Raw genomic sequence first — 16,854 nt, 5'->3', positions numbered from 1 at the left:
GCGCGTAGGTAGAGAGCAGGGCCGGTGACACGGGTGCACTGTGTCACGCCGGCGGAGACCGGCTAAGTCAGTTGTCCACAGGGCCGGCGCCCGGGTCCCCGGGGTTCTCCTCGAGTTTGGCGATCGCCTCGTCGATGCCGCTGGTGTCGCCGCCGATGACCCGGTCGATGAAGCCGGCCGGGTCGTCGAGGTCCTCGGCACCGGGCAGCAGATCGGGGTGTTGCCAGATGGCGTCGCGGGCGTCCACGCCCGCGGCCTCGGTGAGGCGCTCCCACAACGCGGCGGCTTCGCGCATCTTGCGGGGCCGCAGCTCCAGGCCCACCAGCGTCGCGAACGTCTGCTCGGCCGGGCCGCCGGTGGCGCGGCGGCGGCGCAGCGTCTCGCTGAGCGCGGCCGCGCCCGGAATCCGGTCGCCCAGGGCCGCGTTCACCACCACCTGCACCCAGCCTTCGACCAACGCGAGCAGCGTCTCGAGGCGTTCCAGCGCCTGCGTCTGCGCAGGGGTCGCCTTGGGCTCGAAAACGCCCTGCCCCAAGAGGTTTTCGATGGCCGCCGGGTCGGACAATGTTGCCGGGTTGAAGTCGCGGGCCAGCTCCTCGATTCCGCTCATGTCGATCTGCATGCCCATCGCGTAGGCCTCCACGGCGCCCAGCAGCTGGCTCGACAGCCACGGCACGTGGCTGAACAGCCGGTGGTGGGCGGCCTCGCGGGCGGCCAGGAACGTCAGGATCTCGCTGCGGGGCTGCTCGAGTCCGGCGGCGAACGACTCCAGGGCATCGGGCAGGATCGCGGCAATGCCCTTGGGCCCCAACGGCAGACCGATTTCGGTCGACGTCAGCACCTCGCGGGACAATCGGCCCAGCGCCTGTCCCAGCTGGGAGCCGAAGGCCATGCCGCCCATCTGCGACATCATCGCCATCAGCGGGCCGGCCATGCTCTTGGCCTCCTCGGGCAGCGACGACGCCCATACCGTCGAAATCTGTTGTGCCATCGGGTCACACAACCGCTTCCAGGTTTCCAGGCTGTTGTCGACCCAGTCGGCCGGGGTCCAGCCCACCGCCGTGCTGGTGCCGGCCGGCAGCGCCGTGGCGCCGTCCAGCCAGGTCTCGGCGAGGTGCACCGCGTCGGCGATCGCCGAGTGGGTGGTGGCCGGGATGGGTGCCACGAACCCGATCGAGTTGGTCGCAACCCGGCGCGCAAGCTCGTAGTTGACCGGGCCCGACTGTCCGCCGGCCATGCCGGTGCCCGCGCCGCTGAGCATCTGGCCCAACTGGGTGAAGATCTGTCCCAGGTCGCCCATGCCGAACTCGCCGCCCATGCCGAATGCGCCGAACGGGTCGGAGCCACCAGAGCCCGAATTGGGATCTTTCTTCCCGGGTTTGTCGGGGTCCTCTCCGGAGGAGAAGCCGAAAGGCAGGTCAGCCATACCGTCAACGGTACTCACCACCGGAACGGGGTGGGCGATCTCGGGTCAGCTTGTGGCTGAACCGGGCGCGGTGGGCTCCGTCTAGTGTAATCGGCGTGAACAGGCGGATTCTGACCTTGATGGTCGCGCTGGTGCCGATCCTGGTCTTCGGCGTGCTGCTCGCGGTGGTGACGGTGCCGTTCGTCTCGCTGGGCCCCGGCCCCACCTTCGACACGCTTGGTGAGGTCGACGGCAAGCAGGTCGTGGCCATCGAGGGCACCCAGACGCATCCGACCACGGGACACCTGAACATGACCACTGTTTCCCAGCGCGACGAGCTGACGCTGGGCGAAGCGCTGACGCTGTGGCTTTCGGGTCAGGAACAGCTGGTTCCGCGCGACCTGATCTACCCGCCGGGCAAGTCGCGGGACGAGGTCGACAAGGCCAACAACGCCGACTTCAAGGACTCCGAGGACAGCGCGGAGTACGCCGCCCTGGGATATCTGAAATACCCCGCCGCGGTGACGGTCGCCAGGGTCACCGATCCGGGTCCGTCGGCGGGCAAGCTGAAGGGCGGCGACGCCATCGACGCGGTCAACGGCACCCCGGTGGCCGACGTCGACCAGTTCACGGGATTGCTGAAAAGCACCAAACCCGGCCAGACGGTGACCATCGATTACCGACGCAAGAACGAACCGGCCGGCGTCGCGCAAATTACGCTGGGCGCGAACAAGGATCGCGACTACGGCTTCCTCGGCGTCGCCGTGCTCACCGCGCCCTGGGCGCCCTTCGTCGTGGATTTCAACCTCGCCAACGTGGGCGGGCCGTCGGCCGGCCTGATGTTCAGCCTGGCGGTGGTCGACAAGCTGACCACCGGTGACCTGACCGGGTCGAAGTTCATCGCGGGAACCGGCACCATCTCCGCGGATGGGAAGGTCGGCCAGATCGGCGGCATCACGCACAAGATGGTCGCCGCGCACGCGGCGGGCGCCACCGTGTTCTTGGTGCCGGCCAAAAACTGCTACGAGGCGAACTCGGACAACCCGTCGGGGCTGCGGCTGGTGAAGGTCGACACGCTCAGCCAGGCCGTCGACGCGCTGCACGCGGTCGCGTCGGGGGGCCAGGCGCCAAGCTGCTGAAGCTCGGCCGGGATCGCGGGCCGCGCGATGCGTAGAGTTGTCACCGTCGATCAATCGAGCAGGGAGCGTAGCCAGTGGGGATGCGGCCCACCGCACGGATGCCGAAGCTGACTCGGCGTAGCCGGATTCTGATCCTGATCGCACTGGGTGTGATCGCTTTGCTGCTCGCCGGCCCGCGGCTGATCGACGCGTACGTGGACTGGCTGTGGTTCGGTGAGTTGGGCTACCGCTCGGTGTTCACGACCGTGCTGGTCACCCGGTTCGTGGTCTTTCTCGTGGCCGGCCTGCTGGTGGGCGGGATCGTGTTCGCCGGTCTCGCGGTGGCCTATCGCACCCGCCCGGTGTTCGTGCCGAGCAGTGACAACGATCCGGTCGCCCGGTACCGCGCCGTCGTCCTTTCCCGGCTGCGGCTGGTGGGGATCGGGGTGCCGGTCGCGATCGGCCTGCTGGCCGGCATCATCGCGCAAAGCTACTGGGTGCGCATCCAATTGTTCATGCACGGCGGCGACTTCGGCATCCGGGACCCGCAGTTCGGCAAGGACCTCGGCTTCTACGCGTTCGACCTGCCGTTCTACCGGCTGTTGCTCAGCTACCTGTTCGTGGCCGTGTTCCTGGCGTTCGTGGCCAACGTGTTGGCGCACTACATCTTTGGCGGCATCCGGCTCTCGGGCCGCACCGGCGCGCTGAGCCGTTCGGCCCGCATCCAGTTGGTCACCGTGGTGGGGCTGCTGGTGCTGCTCAAGGCGGTCGCGTACTGGCTAGACCGCTACGAGTTGCTGTCGCACACCCGCGGCGGCAAGCCGTTCACCGGCGCCGGGTACACCGACATCAACGCGGTGCTGCCGGCCAAGCTGATCCTCATGGCGATCGCGCTGATCTGCGCGGCCGCGGTGTTCTCCGCCGTCGTGCTGAAAGATCTGCGGATCCCCGCCATCGGCCTGGTGTTGTTGTTGCTGTCGTCGTTGATCGTGGGTGCCGGGTGGCCGCTGATCGTCGAGCAGATCAGCGTCAAACCCAATGCCGCGCAGAAGGAAAGCGAATACATCGGGCGCAGTATCACGGCGACCCGGCAGGCGTATGGGCTGACGTCGGACGTGGTCACCTATCGCACGTACTCCGGCGACACGCAGGCCACCGCGCAGCAGGTGGCCGACGACCGGGCCACCACCTCCAACATCCGGTTGCTCGACCCGACCATCGTCAGCCCGGCGTTCACCCAGTTCCAGCAGGGCAAGAACTTCTACTACTTCCCCGACCAGTTGTCGATCGACCGCTACCTGGACCGCACCGGCGCGCTGCGCGACTACGTCGTCGCCGCCCGCGAACTCAATCCCGACCGGCTGATCGACAACCAGCGGGACTGGATCAACCGGCACACCGTCTACACGCACGGCAACGGCTTCATCGCGTCCCCGGCCAACACGGTGCGCGGAATTGCCAACGACCCCAACCAAAACGGTGGCTACCCCGAATTCCTGGTCAACGTCGTCGGCGCCAACGGCAACGTGGTGACCGACGGTCCGGCACCGCTGGACCAGCCGCGCATCTATTACGGACCCGTCATCTCCAGCACGTCCGCCGACTACGCGATCGTCGGCCGCAACGGTGCCGATCGCGAATACGACTACGAGACCAGCTCCGATACCAAGAATTACACCTACACCGGGCTGGGGGGCGTACCCGTCGGGGACTGGTTGTCCCGCAGCGTGTTCGCCGCCAAGTTTGCGGAGCGAAACTTCTTGTTCTCCAACGTGATCGGCTCCAACAGCAGGATCCTGTTCAACCGCGACCCCGCGCGGCGGGTGGAGGCGGTGGCGCCGTGGCTGACCACCGACAGCTCCGTGTACCCGGCGATCGTCAACAAGCGACTGGTGTGGATCATCGACGGCTACACCACGTTGGACAACTACCCGTACTCCGAACTGACCTCGCTGGAATCGGCCACCGCCGACTCGAACGAGGTGGCGTTCAACAAGCTGGCGCCCAACAAGGACGTCTCCTACATCCGCAACTCGGTCAAGGCCACGGTCGATGCCTATGACGGGACCGTGACGCTCTACCAGCAGGACGAGCAGGATCCGGTGCTCAAGGCGTGGATGCGGGTGTTCCCCGGCACGGTCAAACCGAAGAGCGACATCACCCCCGAACTGGCCGAGCACCTGCGTTACCCCGAGGACCTGTTCAAGGTGCAGCGGATGCTGCTGGCCAAGTACCACGTCAACGACCCGGTGACGTTCTTCTCCACGTCCGACTTCTGGGACGTGCCGCTGGACCCCAACCCGACCGCCAGCAGCTACCAGCCGCCGTACTACATCGTCGCGAAAAACATTGCGAAGAACGACAATTCGTCCTCATATCAGTTGACGAGCGCGATGAACAGGTTCAAGCGCGACTATCTGGCCGCCTACATCAGCGCCAGCTCCGACCCGGCGACCTACGGCAGGATCACCGTGCTGACCATCCCGGGTCAGGTCAACGGGCCCAAGCTGGCGAACAACGCCATCACCACCGACCCGGCGGTGTCCCAGGACCTCGGTGTGATCGGGCGCGACAACCAGAACCGGATCCGCTGGGGCAACCTGCTCACCCTGCCGGTGGGCCAGGGCGGCCTGCTGTATGTCGAACCCGTCTACGCCTCCCCGGGGGCCAGCGACGCCGCCTCGTCGTACCCGCGGCTGATCCGGGTGGCGATGATGTACAACGACAAGATCGGCTACGGCCCCACGGTGCGCGACGCCCTGACCGGGCTGTTCGGTCCCGGTGCGGGCGCGGCCGCGACGGGCATTCAGCCGACCGACGCCGGGAACAACCCGCAGGCGGCCCCGCCCGTCACGCCTCCTCCTCCGGCCGGGACACCGGGATCGCTACCGCCGGCGGCGCTTCCGCCGGTTCCCGACGGGTCGGTGACGCTGTCGCCCGCGAAATCCGCGGCGCTGCAAGAGATCCAGGCCGCGCTGGGCGCGGCCAAGGACGCCCAGAAGAAGGGCGATTTCGCCGGCTACGGCGCCGCCCTGCAGCGGTTGGACGACGCGATCACCAAGTACAACAACACCAAATAAGACTCAGGCCCCTGCTAATCCGGCCGTTCGGAACCTTTCCCGATAGGTCTTCGGGCTGATGCCCAGGTGGTTGACGAACACCCGGCGCAGCGTTTCGTTGCTGCCGAAGCCGGCAATGCCCGCGGTCTCGCTGACAGACCGGCCGGATTCCAGTGCGGCACGGGCGAAATCGATCCGAACCAGCTCGACGTAGCGGGCCGGCGTCATCCCCAGCTCGGATTGGAAGAGCCGGGTCAGCTGCCGGGTGCTCAGCGACGCCCGGGAGGCAAGGGATTTCACGCTGTGGTTCGCGGCCGGGTCGGCCGCGACGGCGTCGATGACCGCGCGCAGCGGCGACTGCGGCGGCGGATCGGCCTCCACCAGTACCGAGAATTGTGATTGTCCCCCCGCACGTTTGAGGTAGACGACCAGCCACCGGGCCACGTTGCGGACCAGTTCGGTTCCGTAATCCATCTCGACCAGCGCCAGCGCCAGGTCGATGCCCGACGAGATCCCGGCCGAGGTGAAGACGTTGCCGTCGCGGACGAAGATCGCGTCCGGCTCGACGGTGACATCGCGAAAGGCCCGGGCCAACACCCGGGTTTCGTTCCAATGCGTGGTGGCGCGCCGGCCGCTGAGCAGGCCGGCCTGCGCGAGGATGAACGAACCCGTGCAAATGGATGCCATCCGCCGGGACCGCGTCGCCACCGACCTGACGGCCTCGACGAGCGCGGGGTCGACCGGCCGCCGGGGCAGGTGGTCGCTGCCGGCGACCAGAACGGTATCGGCGGATTCGATCGACGCGATGCTGTCGGTGACGCCCAGTCGACTGCCGATCGACGTTGTCACGTCCCGTCCGTCCACCGACGCGATCTTGAGCTCGTAGTCGGCGCCGAACCGGTTCGCCTCGACGAACACTTCGCCCGCTCCCGCGACGTCCAACAGCGTCACGTCGTCGAAGACGACGATCACCACCACGCGCGAACGCGCTCCCGCTTCACCCACGCAACACATTGTGTCGCTTTCTGTGGACAGGACGGCCCGAACGCCCACGGTCATTGAGCGCGTTCGGCCGCACACTTGCGGTTATGACCACCCAATCCATCGAAACCATCGCCGGCATCCGCATCCCCGACTCGCCGCTGGTGCGCGAGGCCACCGAGTTCATCCGCGATGCCGAGGACGACCTGCTGTTCAACCACTCGCGGCGGGTGTTCCTCTTCGGCGCGCTGCAGGGCCTGCGGCGCGGCCTGCAACCCGACCTGGAGTTGCTCTACGTCGGCGCGATGTTCCACGACATCGGGCTCACCGAGCGCTACCGCACCTCCACGGTCCGCTTCGAGGTCGACGGGGCCGACGCGGCCCGAGACTTCCTGACCGCCCGCGGTGTCGACCAGGCCGACGCCGACAAGGTGTGGCTTGGCATCGCCCTGCACACCACGCCGGGTGTGCCCGAATTCCTGGCACCCGAGGTCGCCTTGCTGCAAGCCGGCGTCGAGGTCGACGTGGTCGGCGTCGGCCGCGAATCCCTTGCCCCCGACGCCCTCGCCGCGGTGACCGCCGCCCACCCGCGGCCCGACTTCAAGAACCGCATCCTCGCGGCGTTCAACGACGGCATGAAGCACCGCCCGCAGACCACCTTCGGCACCATGAACGCCGACGTGCTGGCGCACTTCGATGCCGGCTTCGAACGCGCCGACTTCGTCGACATCATCCTCAACAACAGGTGGCCCGAATAGCGGAAGGGAGCGGACAAATGGATATCTACGAAGCGCTGTACACCACCCGGATGATGCGGCGGCTGCGCCCGGACCCGATCCCGCTGGAGACGCAGGCCCGCATCCTCGATGCGGCCGTTCGGGCTCCCAACGGGGGCAACACTCAGCGTTGGCACTTCGTGGCCGTGGACGATCCGGAACTCATCCGCGAGTTCGCCCAACTGTTCCGGCAGGCCCGCGCCATCGAGTACGAGAAGTTCAGCTCGGGGGCCGGACCGATGGCGGCGACCGCCCCGGGTGCGGACCCGACCGCGCACGCCGAGACGATGCGCCGAATGCAGGGCTCGGGAAACTACCTGGCCGATCATTTCGAAGAAATCCCCTTGCTGCTCTTCGTCTTTGCCATCGACGATCTGGGCGGCGCCAACATCTACCCGGCGATCTGGAGCGCGTTGCTCGCCGCCCGGGCCGAGGGTGTCGGCGGCGTCATGACGATGGTGCTCCGCAATTTCACGGACGAGGTGAACGAACTGCTGGGCGTGCCCGTCGGGGAAGGCTGGGAGATGTCGGCCATGCTGGCCCTCGGCTATCCCCGGGGCAAGTGGGGTGTCGCGGCCAATCGGCGCCCCGTGCACGAGGTTTCCTCCCGCAACGGCTGGGGCAAACCGTTCGGTGTGGAAGTGCCGCAGCCCTTGTGGCCATCTCAGAGGAACGCCAAATGACCAACGCGAACGAAATCGGAGTCACCGTGGTGCAGCCGGGGGAGGGTGAGTACGTCGCCCTCCCCGGATTCGGGGCGGTGTTCAAACTGTCCAGCAAGACCAACGGGGGTGAGGTATCCATCGTCGAGCACCCGTTCGAAGTCGGCCTGCTCACCGCCGCGCACATGCACACCCGCGAGGACGAGCACTCGATCGTGTTGGCCGGTGAGATCGGCTTCCGCTCCGACGACAGCGAAGTGGTTCTGGGCCCGGGCGGCTACATCACCAAGCCCCGCGGTCAGATGCACGCGATGTGGAACGCCGGCAGCGAGCCGGGCCGCATCATCGAAGTCATCACCCCGGGCGGATTCGAGAGCTATTTCCGCGAGCTCGGGGAGCTGCTCGTCGAGCACGCCGACGACCCGGTCGGCAAGGTCCTGCACGAGTCGCCGGAGTTCGGCGAGCTGGCCGACAAGTACGGGCTGACCTACGGGTCACCGGATTGGATGGACGACATCGCGCGGCGGTACGGGCTGAACCAGCCATCGCACTGAGCGGGTTTTCACGCCGAGATTGCGGTCATGGTCGTGGTCGGCGCCCGATTCACGACTATGACGGCAATCTCGCCGCCGCACCCCCGCTGAGCCCGCGATTTGGTCGCCGTGCTGCGGGTTCGGTAACCTGGCATTCACCAACGCGGGGTGGAGCAGCTCGGTAGCTCGCTGGGCTCATAACCCAGAGGTCGCAGGTTCGAATCCTGTCCCCGCTACCAAGCGAAACGGCCCCCAGAAAATTTTCTGGGGGCCGTTTCGTGCCACGTGTGAGTGAGTTTTGCGCCGCTACGACTCGCGAGAGACGATCACCACCGATTGCGCCGCATGCGCGACGGCCGTGCTCACCGAGCCCAGCAGCATGCCGGCGAACCCGCCGCGACCGTGACTGCCGACGACGACGAGTTGTGCGGACTCCGAGTGCTCGATCAGTTGACGAGCCGGCTGGTCGCACGCCACCAGATGTCGCACCCTGACATCGGGGTAGCGCTCCTGGAATCCGGCGAGCCACTCGGCGAGGGCCTGTTGTGCCTGCACTTCCATCATCTCGAGATCCAGACCTGGCACTTCCGACATGCTGACGTCCGACCACGCATGCAGTGCCACCAGCTCCACGCCCCGGCGGGAGGCCTCATCAAAGGCGATCTCCGCCGCCAGTTTTGACGCCGCCGAACCATCGATTCCCACCAGCACCGGAGCCTGCGGGCGCGGCGGGGCCTCCTCATGGACGACCGCGACCGGGCAGTGCGCATAGTTGACGAGGCCAGTGCTGGCCGAGCCGAACGGGACCCGGCTGAACGCGCCTTCGCCCCGGTATCCCACGACCATCATGTCCGCGATCTTGGATTCATTGACGAGCGTGGAAACGGTCGGGCCACGTACCACCACGCTGTACACGAACGGTGGCCCATGGTCGGCGGTGCCGTCGGTGACGACCTTGCGCGCGTCTTCGAGAATTTGCCGTGCCTTTTCGTCCTGCCGCTCGAAGTGGTCTTGAGGAATCGGAATCGCCGGCCACCGCGCCACCGTCGGCACCACCGGTGCGATGACGTGCATGAGGGTCAGCGGCACATTGCGTAGCGCCGCATCGCGAGCCGCCCATTCGACCGCCGCCATCGACGAGGCTGATCCGTCAACGCCGACCAAAATGCCACGATGGGTTTCGTGCCCGGACATGTCGTTCCCCTGCTTCTCTCGTTAAGCGACTAGGAATTGGGTGACGCGCATCGATTCACCGCTGGGGCTGCAGTATCTTGCGAATTTCCAAGGGGAGCTGACCCAGCGCCTTGTCGATCTGGGCAACCGGCAGATGGTGTAAGACGGCCGCGGTGGTGGCCGCGGCGGCTGTCCCGACGTCGTCGAGTGCGATGTTCGCCTCGCGCGAGAATCGGACGGCGTAGGCCTTGGCGTCGTACTTGTCCGGGACGGCAGTGGGATTCCATGCCTGGTAGAAGACGCCCCTGATCAGGTCGGGAAGCTGCGCCGCAAAGTGGGCGCTCGCCTCAACCGTGAGCCGATCGCGCAGCGTGTGTAGCCAGGCCCTCAGCACTCGGTAGGCGAACTCGCGATCCTCCGTGTCGAATTCCTTGGCCACATCGTTGACCCACGTGTGTGCGGCATCGATTGCGTGATCGAGCGCTGCCACCTTGGTTTTCGTCGACATGGTCGCCTCCGGCTTGATTCGAGGACCAGTCAACTCCAGCGCGCCTGCAGCGAAGAAGGGGCGATGGACTCCGCGCCGGAGGACTTTCGACCACTCGCCCGGGCGAAACGGGGTGGATTAAGGCCCACCAAGCTCTTTCATGCGGCCTATCGGGGCAGCACAGCCTCGATGGCGCTGATCACCTCGGGGGCGTCGGGCGGGGTGCGGGGCCGGAATCGCCGAACCACCTCACCGTCGGGCGCGATGAGGAACTTTTCGAAGTTCCACTGGATGTCTCCCGCCTCGCCGGCGGAATCGGCGGCTTTGGTCAACTCGGCGTAGAGCGGGTGGCGGTCGCCGCCGTTGACGTCCGTCTTCGCCAGCAGCGGGAAGGTCACGCCGTACGTCGTCGAGCAGAACTCCCGGATCTCCTCAGCCGTGCCCGGCTCCTGGCCCATGAACTGGTTGCAGGGGACGCCGACGACGGTCAGGCCTCGACCGCCGTAGTCCTCGGCCAGTTTCTCCAGCGCCGTGTATTGCGGAGTCAGGCCACACTTCGAGGCGACGTTGACGACCAGCGTTGCGCCGTCGGCCAATTCGGCCAATGTGGTCGGCCGGCCGTCGAGGGTGGTCAAGGGGATGTCGTTGAGGGTCACGCCGACGACGCTAACGCACGGTGGCCGCAACCAGCCAGACACCGATTGTGCGAACGGCGGTTCGCATAACGATGACCGCCAAGGTACATTCCTGTGGACTTCGTTATTGCATATGTGTACAGGGCCCCTGCTAGGGGAAGGATCGCCGCGGCACCGGGCCACGGCGCAGAGATGAGGGGCGCTGGTAACAACGTCTTCCCCGGTACAAATCAATTCCCAGCGCCTCCCGCCGTACCGGTGGATCTCCGTCGCCGTTCTGGTGGTCTTGGCCGTCGTCTTCACCCTCGTGTACGTGCAGTTCCGCGGTGGGTTCACGCCGAAGACGAAGTTGACGATGCTGGCGTCGCGGGCCGGGCTGGTGATGGATCCGGGCTCGAAGGTCACCTACAACGGGGTCGAGATCGGCCGGGTGGGCAACATCGCGGAGACGGTGCGTGACGGCAAGCCGGCCGCCAAGTTCACGCTGGAGGTCTACCCGCGATACCTGTCGCTGATTCCGGCCAACGTGAACGCCGACATCAAGGCGACCACGGTGTTCGGCGGCAAGTACGTCTCGTTGACAACGCCGCAAAACCCGTCGCCCCAACGGATTGCGCCGCATATGGTGATCGACGCGCGCTCGGTGACCACCGAGATCAACACCCTGTTCCAGACGATCGTGTCGATCAACGAGAAGGTGGATCCGGTCAAGCTGAACCTCACGCTGAGCGCGGCCGCCCAGGCGCTGACCGGGCTGGGTGACAAGTTCGGCCAGTCGGTGGTCAACGCCAACGCGATCCTCGATGACGTCAATCCGCAGCTGCCGCAGGCGCGTCATGACATTCAGCAGCTCGCCGGGCTGGGCGACACCTACGCCAACGCGGCGCCGGACCTGTTCGATTTCCTGAACAACGCGGTGATCACCTCGCGGACGGTCAACCAACAGCAGAAGGATCTGGACCAGGCGCTGTTGTCGGCGGCCGGGTTCGGCAATACCGGCGCCGACATCTTCAACCGGGGCGGCCCGTACCTGGCGCGCGGCGCCGCCGACCTGATGCCCACGGCCCAGCTGCTGGACACCTACAGCCCCGAGATCTATTGCTTGCTGCGCAACGAAAACGATGCGCTGGCCGCCACGGGCGCGGCCGAGGGCGGTTTCAACGGCTACTCGTTGAATATGAACACCGAGGCGCTGTCCGGGTTGGGGCTGCTGGCCAACCCGGTCTCGGCGGTGGCCACCCTTGCCAGCCTGGTCGGCGGGCTGGCCGGCGTCGTCGGCGGCGCGCCGAACCCGTACAGCTACCCGGAAAACCTGCCGCGGGTGAACGCGCGCGGCGGCCCGGGGGGCGCCCCGGGTTGCTGGCAGCCCATCACCCGACACCTTTGGCCCGCACCCGAATTGGTGATGGACACCGGTAACAGCATCGCCCCCTACAACCACCTCGACACCGGATCGCCGTACGCGATCGAATACGTCTGGGGCCGCCAGGTCGGGGATAACACGATCAATCCCTAGAACTGCGCCGCGAAGAATGCAGAATGTCCTCGTGCTTGCACGCAGGGACCGTTGACGTGCCGGGGTTCGGCTTCCACACCCTGGCGCTGCTGACCGCGATCGGATTGGCCGGTCCGCTGCTGGCGGCGCTGCCGCGCCTTCGGATACCGGTGATCATCGGCGAGCTGGTCGCGGGCCTCGTCGTCGGCCGGACCGGTTTGGGCGTCGTCGATGTCACCAACCCGACGTTTCAGCTGCTCGCCAACATCGGCTTCGCGTTGGTCATGTTCGTCGTGGGCACCCATGTCCCGGTCGGCGCCACCGCACTGCGCGCGTCGCTACCGCAGGCGCTGGCGCGGGCGGCGCTGGGTGGCGCCGTCGCGGTGGCGCTCGGGGCCGGATTGGCGGCTGCCTTCGGCACCGGCCACGCGGCGATGTACGCCGTGCTGATGGCCTCGTCGTCGGCGGCGCTGGCGCTGCCGGTGATCGATTCCCTGCGATTACAGGGGCCGCAGGTGATTGCCGTTACGGCGCAGATCGCTATTGCGGATGCCGCCTGTATTGTCTTGCTACCGTTGGTGATTGACCTCCGGCATGCGCCCACCGCCGCGCTCGGCGCGCTGGCCGTGGCCGCGTGTGCGGGGGTGTTCTACGTGCTGCTGCGCGCCTCCGACGCCAAGGGCTGGCGCCGCCGGATGCACGTTTACTCCGAGAATCGGCGGTTCGCCCTGGAATTGCGCACCAACCTCATCGTGCTGTTCGCCCTCGCGGCCCTCGCCATGAGCACGCACGTGTCCGTCATGCTGGCGGGCTTCGCGGTGGGCCTGGTGGTCGCCATGGTCGGCGAACCGCGACGGTTGGCGCGCCAGCTGTTCGGAATCACCGAGGGGTTTTTCAGCCCGCTGTTCTTCGTCTGGCTGGGCGCTTCCCTACAGGTGCGCGAGCTCGGTGCGCACCCGAAGCTCATCCTGCTCGGCGCGGGACTGGGGCTCGGGGCCGTGCTGGCACACTGCGCCGGCAGGCTGCTCGGCCAGCCGCTCACCCTGGCGGTGCTTTCGGCCGGGCAGCTCGGGGTGCCGGTGGCCGCGGCCGCCATCGGCACCCAGGAACACCTGCTCGTCGCGGGCGAAGCGTCGGCGTTGATGTTCGGCGCCTTGTTGACCATCGCGGCCGCCTCGGTCGCGGGCGCGTTCGCGTCACGGAGCCAGGTGACCAAGGGCCCTTCCGCCGCGGGACCTCCGCATCCTCGAAAGGACGACTGAAGCACCTGCCGCCCGGTTGCGTTCGGCCCTGTGGGCCGGAGCGGTGGAGTGGTCGGATGTATTCCAGGCTCGATCGAGGAGGCCGTGATGAGGTTCACAACAAGACGCCACCATCTGCGAGCCGTGCCGACCCCGATGATGTACCGCGTCACCGATCGTTTGCACGGCGGACGCACCGTCCGGGTGCCCGGTCATGAGATCGCACCCATCGTCACGGCATGGCTGGCGGAGCTTGGCGCCCACAGCCCCCTGGTTGACGAGCTGGCACGGGCGGCGTGCCTCGGCGACTGGTCGGTGGCCTACGCCATCGGCGATCGGCTATCCGTCGACGTGAGCGTCGCGGCGGCCGCGTAGCTATGCGATTGGCCCAAAGTCCCTCGGGCTAGAGCCGTCAGGCTCTCGTCGGGCCGGCACCGATCGGCAATCGTAGGTAAGACGAAGAAATACCGAAGGGAAACGACCGCCATGAACACTCGATTTCCGGATGCCGGCACGGTCCGGACGGTCTTGAGTTTGGCATCTCGGGCGCCTTCGGTGCATAACACCCAACCCTGGCGGTGGCGGGTGGACGCAACGAGCCTGCACCTCTACTCCGACACGAGCCGGCAACTGCCCAACACCGACCCGGATGGCCGTGACCTGATGCTGAGTTGCGGTGCGGCCCTGCATCACTGTGTTGTCGCGCTTGCGGCGGTCGGGTGGCTTTCCAAGGTGACCCGGCTCCCGAACCCCGCCGACCCCAGCCACCTTGCGGCCATCGAGCTTTCGCCACACCGCGCCGACTCCGTCGACATCGCGCTGGCCGCGGCCATACCGCGGCGGCGAACCGACCGGCGCTACTACAGCTCCTGGCCCGTGCCGGTGGGCGATGTTGCGCTGATGGCGGCGCGGGCGGCTCGAAACGGGGTAACGCTGTGCCAGGTCGAAGACCTCGACAATCTGCGGAAGATCGTCGCTCAATCCATCCGCGACCACATGAATCAGGACTATCTCGCCGAGCTCACCGAGTGGAGTGGTCGCTACGCGTCGGTGGCCGGTGTCCCTGCCCGCAACACGCCGGTGCCGGATCTCACGGCGAAGATTCCGGGCCGGGTCTTCGCCGGCCCGGTGCTGCCCATGCCGCCGGACTCGTCGTCGGCCGACCACAACGCCGTCGTTCTCGCACTTGGCACCCGCAACGACGACCGCCTGGCCCAGCTACGCGCCGGCGAGGCGACCAGCGTCGTGCTGCTCACCGCGACGTCGCTCGGGCTGGCCAGTTGCCCGGTCACCGAACCGTTGGAGACGCCCGAAACGCGCGCGGCGGTCCAGTCCGACATCTTCGGCGACAGCAGTCATCCTCAGATGCTGCTCCGGGTCGGCTGGGCGCCCATCAACGCGGACCCGTTGCCGGCGACACCGCGGCGCGAGCTCTCCGACTTCGTCGAGTGGGTGACCGATCACCAGCACCAGGTCGCCCTCTGAACCGGCGAATCCACCGAAACGGTTGCGGCGCAGAGGACACTATGGAGACGTTCACCTGGGAACCCAGCCGCTGGCGGATCGCTCGCGTCTTCGGCCGTAACCCGTTGCTCCGCCGCGCGGACCGCATCGAATCGTTGGTCATGTTGGTCGCGCTTGTCGTATCCATGATCGCCGTCCCCTTCGCCGGTGTGCTCGGCGCGGTGACCTACGGCGCGCGGGATGGGGTGTACACCCGGGAGGCGCACGAGCGGCACCGGGTAATGGCGACGATCGTCGACGCCCTGGTCGAGGATTTGGGTGTCGTTGTCGTGCAGGCGAAGTGGCCAGGGCCGAGCGGGGAGCGCAACGGACCACTGGTGGTCACCGAGCAGGCCAAGGTGGGCGGAACCATCGAGATGTGGGTGGACGGGGACGGCAATCCGGTGGATCCGCCCACCCCCGCCTGGCTCGCCGTGGGCGAGGCGGCCGGCGTGGCGCTGGTGACAGCGCTGGCGGCGACGATGACGATGGCGGCACTCGTGGCGGTCGTCCGGTCCCGGTTGGATCGCGCCCGCGACGCCCTGTGGGAACGCGACATCAAGTTGCTCGCGGAGGCCTCGTAGCCGATGACCCCGTTGCCAAACCCCTATACAGCACAACCGAACCGGCGGATGATGGGCCGATGAGCGGATACGGCGAGAACCACGGTGCCGCATCGTTTGACACCGCCGGACTGCACCGTCTGGTCGAGGTCCTGATCGAGCGCGGATACCGTGTCATCGGTCCGACGTTGCGGGACAACGCGATCGTGCTGGATCAGCTGGAGTCCGCCGCCGACCTGCCGCGGGGATGGGGCGTCGACGTGGCGCCCGGGCAGTATCGGGTGCGCAGGCGTGACGATGACGCGGCGTTCGGGCACTCATCGGGGCCCCAGTCCTGGAAGCAGTTCCTGCACCCGCCGCGGCGCCGGCTGTGGTCCGGCACCCGGGACGGGTTCAGCACCGCCGATTCCGACGAGGAGGTTCCGCGGTACGCGTTCCTGGGCGTGCGTGGGTGTGACTTGGCCGCGATCGCGACGCTCGACCGGGTCCTTGGCCGGGGCCAGTTCCCCGACAACTCCTTCGTCCGCCGGCATCGCCAGATCTTCGTGGTCGCGGTGAATTGCACGGAGCCGGGCGGCCTGTGCTTCTGCGCCTCGATGGGCACCGGCCCCGCGGCCGGACCGGGCTACGACTTGGCCCTCACGGAGCGGCCCGACGACGATGGCGTGACCTACTTGGTCGAGGTGGGCACCGACGAGGGTGCCGAAGTCCTTGCCGCAGTTCCCCATCGGGTTGCCGACGATGCGGAGATCGATTCGGCGCACGCCGCGGTGCAGGCCGCTTCGCACCGGATGGGCCGCGCGATGCCGGACACCAACCTGCGCAACCTGCTGATCGAGTCGCGCGAATCGCCGCAGTGGGAGGAGGTCGCCAGCCGCTGCCTGACCTGCGGCAACTGCACGATGGTGTGCCCGACCTGCTACTGCACAAGCACCGAGGACGTCAGCAACCTGACCGGTGAGCACGCCGAGCGCTGGCAGCACTGGGCCTCGTGTTTCGAGTTCGATTTCACCTACGTGCACGGCGGCGGCAGCGTGCGCCAGTCCCCGGAATCGCGGTACCGGCACTGGATCACCCACAAACTGGGCACCTGGCACGACCAGTTCGGCTCCTCCGGCTGTGTCGGCTGCGGGCGCTGCATCGCCTGGTGCCCCACCGGGATCGACATCACCGAAGAGATGAACAAAATGGCCCGCGATGACTGACGGCACACCACCGTCCTC

16 protein-coding genes and 1 tRNA gene are annotated in these 16,854 nt (G+C 67.2%); 12 read left to right on the top strand and 5 right to left on the bottom strand.

Annotated features, from left to right (window positions below; genetic code table 11):
- Nucleotides 1–67: 67 nt before the first annotated feature.
- Entirely contained in the window at nucleotides 68–1,444 is a 1,377-nt protein-coding gene (locus A5773_RS17030; protein ID WP_197505443.1) for a zinc-dependent metalloprotease, read from the bottom strand.
- 77 nt (nucleotides 1,445–1,521) lie between these two features.
- On the opposite strand from A5773_RS17030, the gene A5773_RS17025 reads away from it, so the two are divergent.
- Both A5773_RS17025 and A5773_RS17020 read left to right on the top strand, forming a co-directional pair.
- The gene (locus tag A5773_RS17025; protein ID WP_066956099.1) at nucleotides 1,522–2,544 is read left to right on the top strand and encodes a PDZ domain-containing protein; all 1,023 of its coding nucleotides are present in this window, start codon (nucleotides 1,522–1,524) and stop codon (nucleotides 2,542–2,544) included.
- 74 nt (nucleotides 2,545–2,618) lie between these two features.
- Nucleotides 2,619–5,603, top strand: coding sequence for a UPF0182 family protein (locus A5773_RS17020; protein ID WP_066956097.1), 2,985 nt, complete (start codon nucleotides 2,619–2,621; stop codon nucleotides 5,601–5,603).
- A 3-nt stretch (nucleotides 5,604–5,606) separates the two neighbouring features.
- Here A5773_RS17020 and A5773_RS17015 read toward each other — a convergent pair whose 3' ends face one another.
- Complete coding sequence (locus A5773_RS17015) at nucleotides 5,607–6,596, bottom strand: GlxA family transcriptional regulator (RefSeq protein WP_197507887.1); 990 nt, start codon at nucleotides 6,594–6,596, stop codon at nucleotides 5,607–5,609.
- Nucleotides 6,597–6,670: 74 nt separating this feature from the next.
- On the opposite strand from A5773_RS17015, the gene A5773_RS17010 reads away from it, so the two are divergent.
- From A5773_RS17010 to A5773_RS16995, 4 genes are all read left to right on the top strand, one after another.
- A complete protein-coding gene (locus A5773_RS17010) occupies nucleotides 6,671–7,321 on the top strand; it encodes an HD domain-containing protein (RefSeq protein WP_067791710.1) in 651 nt (216 codons plus the stop codon).
- Nucleotides 7,322–7,338: 17 nt separating this feature from the next.
- Nucleotides 7,339–8,022 carry a nitroreductase family protein gene (locus tag A5773_RS17005; RefSeq protein ID WP_066956088.1) on the top strand — a complete coding sequence of 228 codons (684 nt, stop codon included), beginning with the start codon at nucleotides 7,339–7,341 and terminating at the stop codon, nucleotides 8,020–8,022.
- Entirely contained in the window at nucleotides 8,019–8,555 is a 537-nt protein-coding gene (locus tag A5773_RS17000; RefSeq protein WP_067791708.1) for a cupin domain-containing protein, read from the top strand. The genes A5773_RS17005 and A5773_RS17000 overlap by 4 nt, the downstream gene beginning before the upstream one ends.
- A gap of 141 nt (nucleotides 8,556–8,696) precedes the next feature.
- Nucleotides 8,697–8,773 (top strand) — tRNA-Met (locus tag A5773_RS16995).
- A 67-nt stretch (nucleotides 8,774–8,840) separates the two neighbouring features.
- Here the strand turns inward: A5773_RS16995 and A5773_RS16990 are convergent.
- From A5773_RS16990 to A5773_RS16980, 3 genes are all read right to left on the bottom strand, one after another.
- The gene (locus A5773_RS16990) at nucleotides 8,841–9,728 is read right to left on the bottom strand and encodes a universal stress protein (protein ID WP_067791705.1); all 888 of its coding nucleotides are present in this window, start codon (nucleotides 9,726–9,728) and stop codon (nucleotides 8,841–8,843) included.
- 55 nt (nucleotides 9,729–9,783) lie between these two features.
- A complete protein-coding gene (locus A5773_RS16985) occupies nucleotides 9,784–10,215 on the bottom strand; it encodes a DUF2267 domain-containing protein (RefSeq protein WP_067791703.1) in 432 nt (143 codons plus the stop codon).
- A gap of 146 nt (nucleotides 10,216–10,361) precedes the next feature.
- Entirely contained in the window at nucleotides 10,362–10,850 is a 489-nt protein-coding gene (locus A5773_RS16980; RefSeq protein WP_067791701.1) for a glutathione peroxidase, read from the bottom strand.
- Between the two features lie 181 nt (nucleotides 10,851–11,031).
- Here A5773_RS16980 and A5773_RS16975 point away from each other — a divergent pair, with 181 nt between their 5' ends.
- From A5773_RS16975 to A5773_RS16950, 6 genes are all read left to right on the top strand, one after another.
- Nucleotides 11,032–12,345, top strand: coding sequence for an MCE family protein (locus tag A5773_RS16975; RefSeq protein ID WP_067791699.1), 1,314 nt, complete (start codon nucleotides 11,032–11,034; stop codon nucleotides 12,343–12,345).
- A 23-nt stretch (nucleotides 12,346–12,368) separates the two neighbouring features.
- Nucleotides 12,369–13,586: a cation:proton antiporter gene (locus A5773_RS16970; RefSeq protein WP_067791697.1), complete on the top strand. Its 1,218-nt coding sequence runs from the start codon at nucleotides 12,369–12,371 to the stop codon at nucleotides 13,584–13,586.
- 87 nt (nucleotides 13,587–13,673) lie between these two features.
- The gene (locus tag A5773_RS16965) at nucleotides 13,674–13,940 is read left to right on the top strand and encodes a hypothetical protein (protein WP_067201860.1); all 267 of its coding nucleotides are present in this window, start codon (nucleotides 13,674–13,676) and stop codon (nucleotides 13,938–13,940) included.
- A 111-nt stretch (nucleotides 13,941–14,051) separates the two neighbouring features.
- Complete coding sequence (locus tag A5773_RS16960) at nucleotides 14,052–15,050, top strand: nitroreductase family protein (protein ID WP_067791695.1); 999 nt, start codon at nucleotides 14,052–14,054, stop codon at nucleotides 15,048–15,050.
- A gap of 41 nt (nucleotides 15,051–15,091) precedes the next feature.
- The gene (locus A5773_RS16955; RefSeq protein ID WP_066947737.1) at nucleotides 15,092–15,652 is read left to right on the top strand and encodes a hypothetical protein; all 561 of its coding nucleotides are present in this window, start codon (nucleotides 15,092–15,094) and stop codon (nucleotides 15,650–15,652) included.
- Nucleotides 15,653–15,711: 59 nt separating this feature from the next.
- Nucleotides 15,712–16,836 (top strand): 4Fe-4S dicluster domain-containing protein, encoded by a 1,125-nt coding sequence (locus A5773_RS16950; protein WP_082948275.1) that lies wholly within the window; start codon nucleotides 15,712–15,714, stop codon nucleotides 16,834–16,836.
- The last annotated feature ends 18 nt before the right edge of the window (nucleotides 16,837–16,854 follow it).

It is taken from the genome of Mycobacterium sp. 852014-52450_SCH5900713 (assembly GCF_001667075.1).
Classification (GTDB): Bacteria; Actinomycetota; Actinomycetes; order Mycobacteriales; family Mycobacteriaceae; genus Mycobacterium.
Note: the sequence above shows the minus strand (reverse complement) of the source record. Positions and strands in the feature narration are given on the sequence as shown.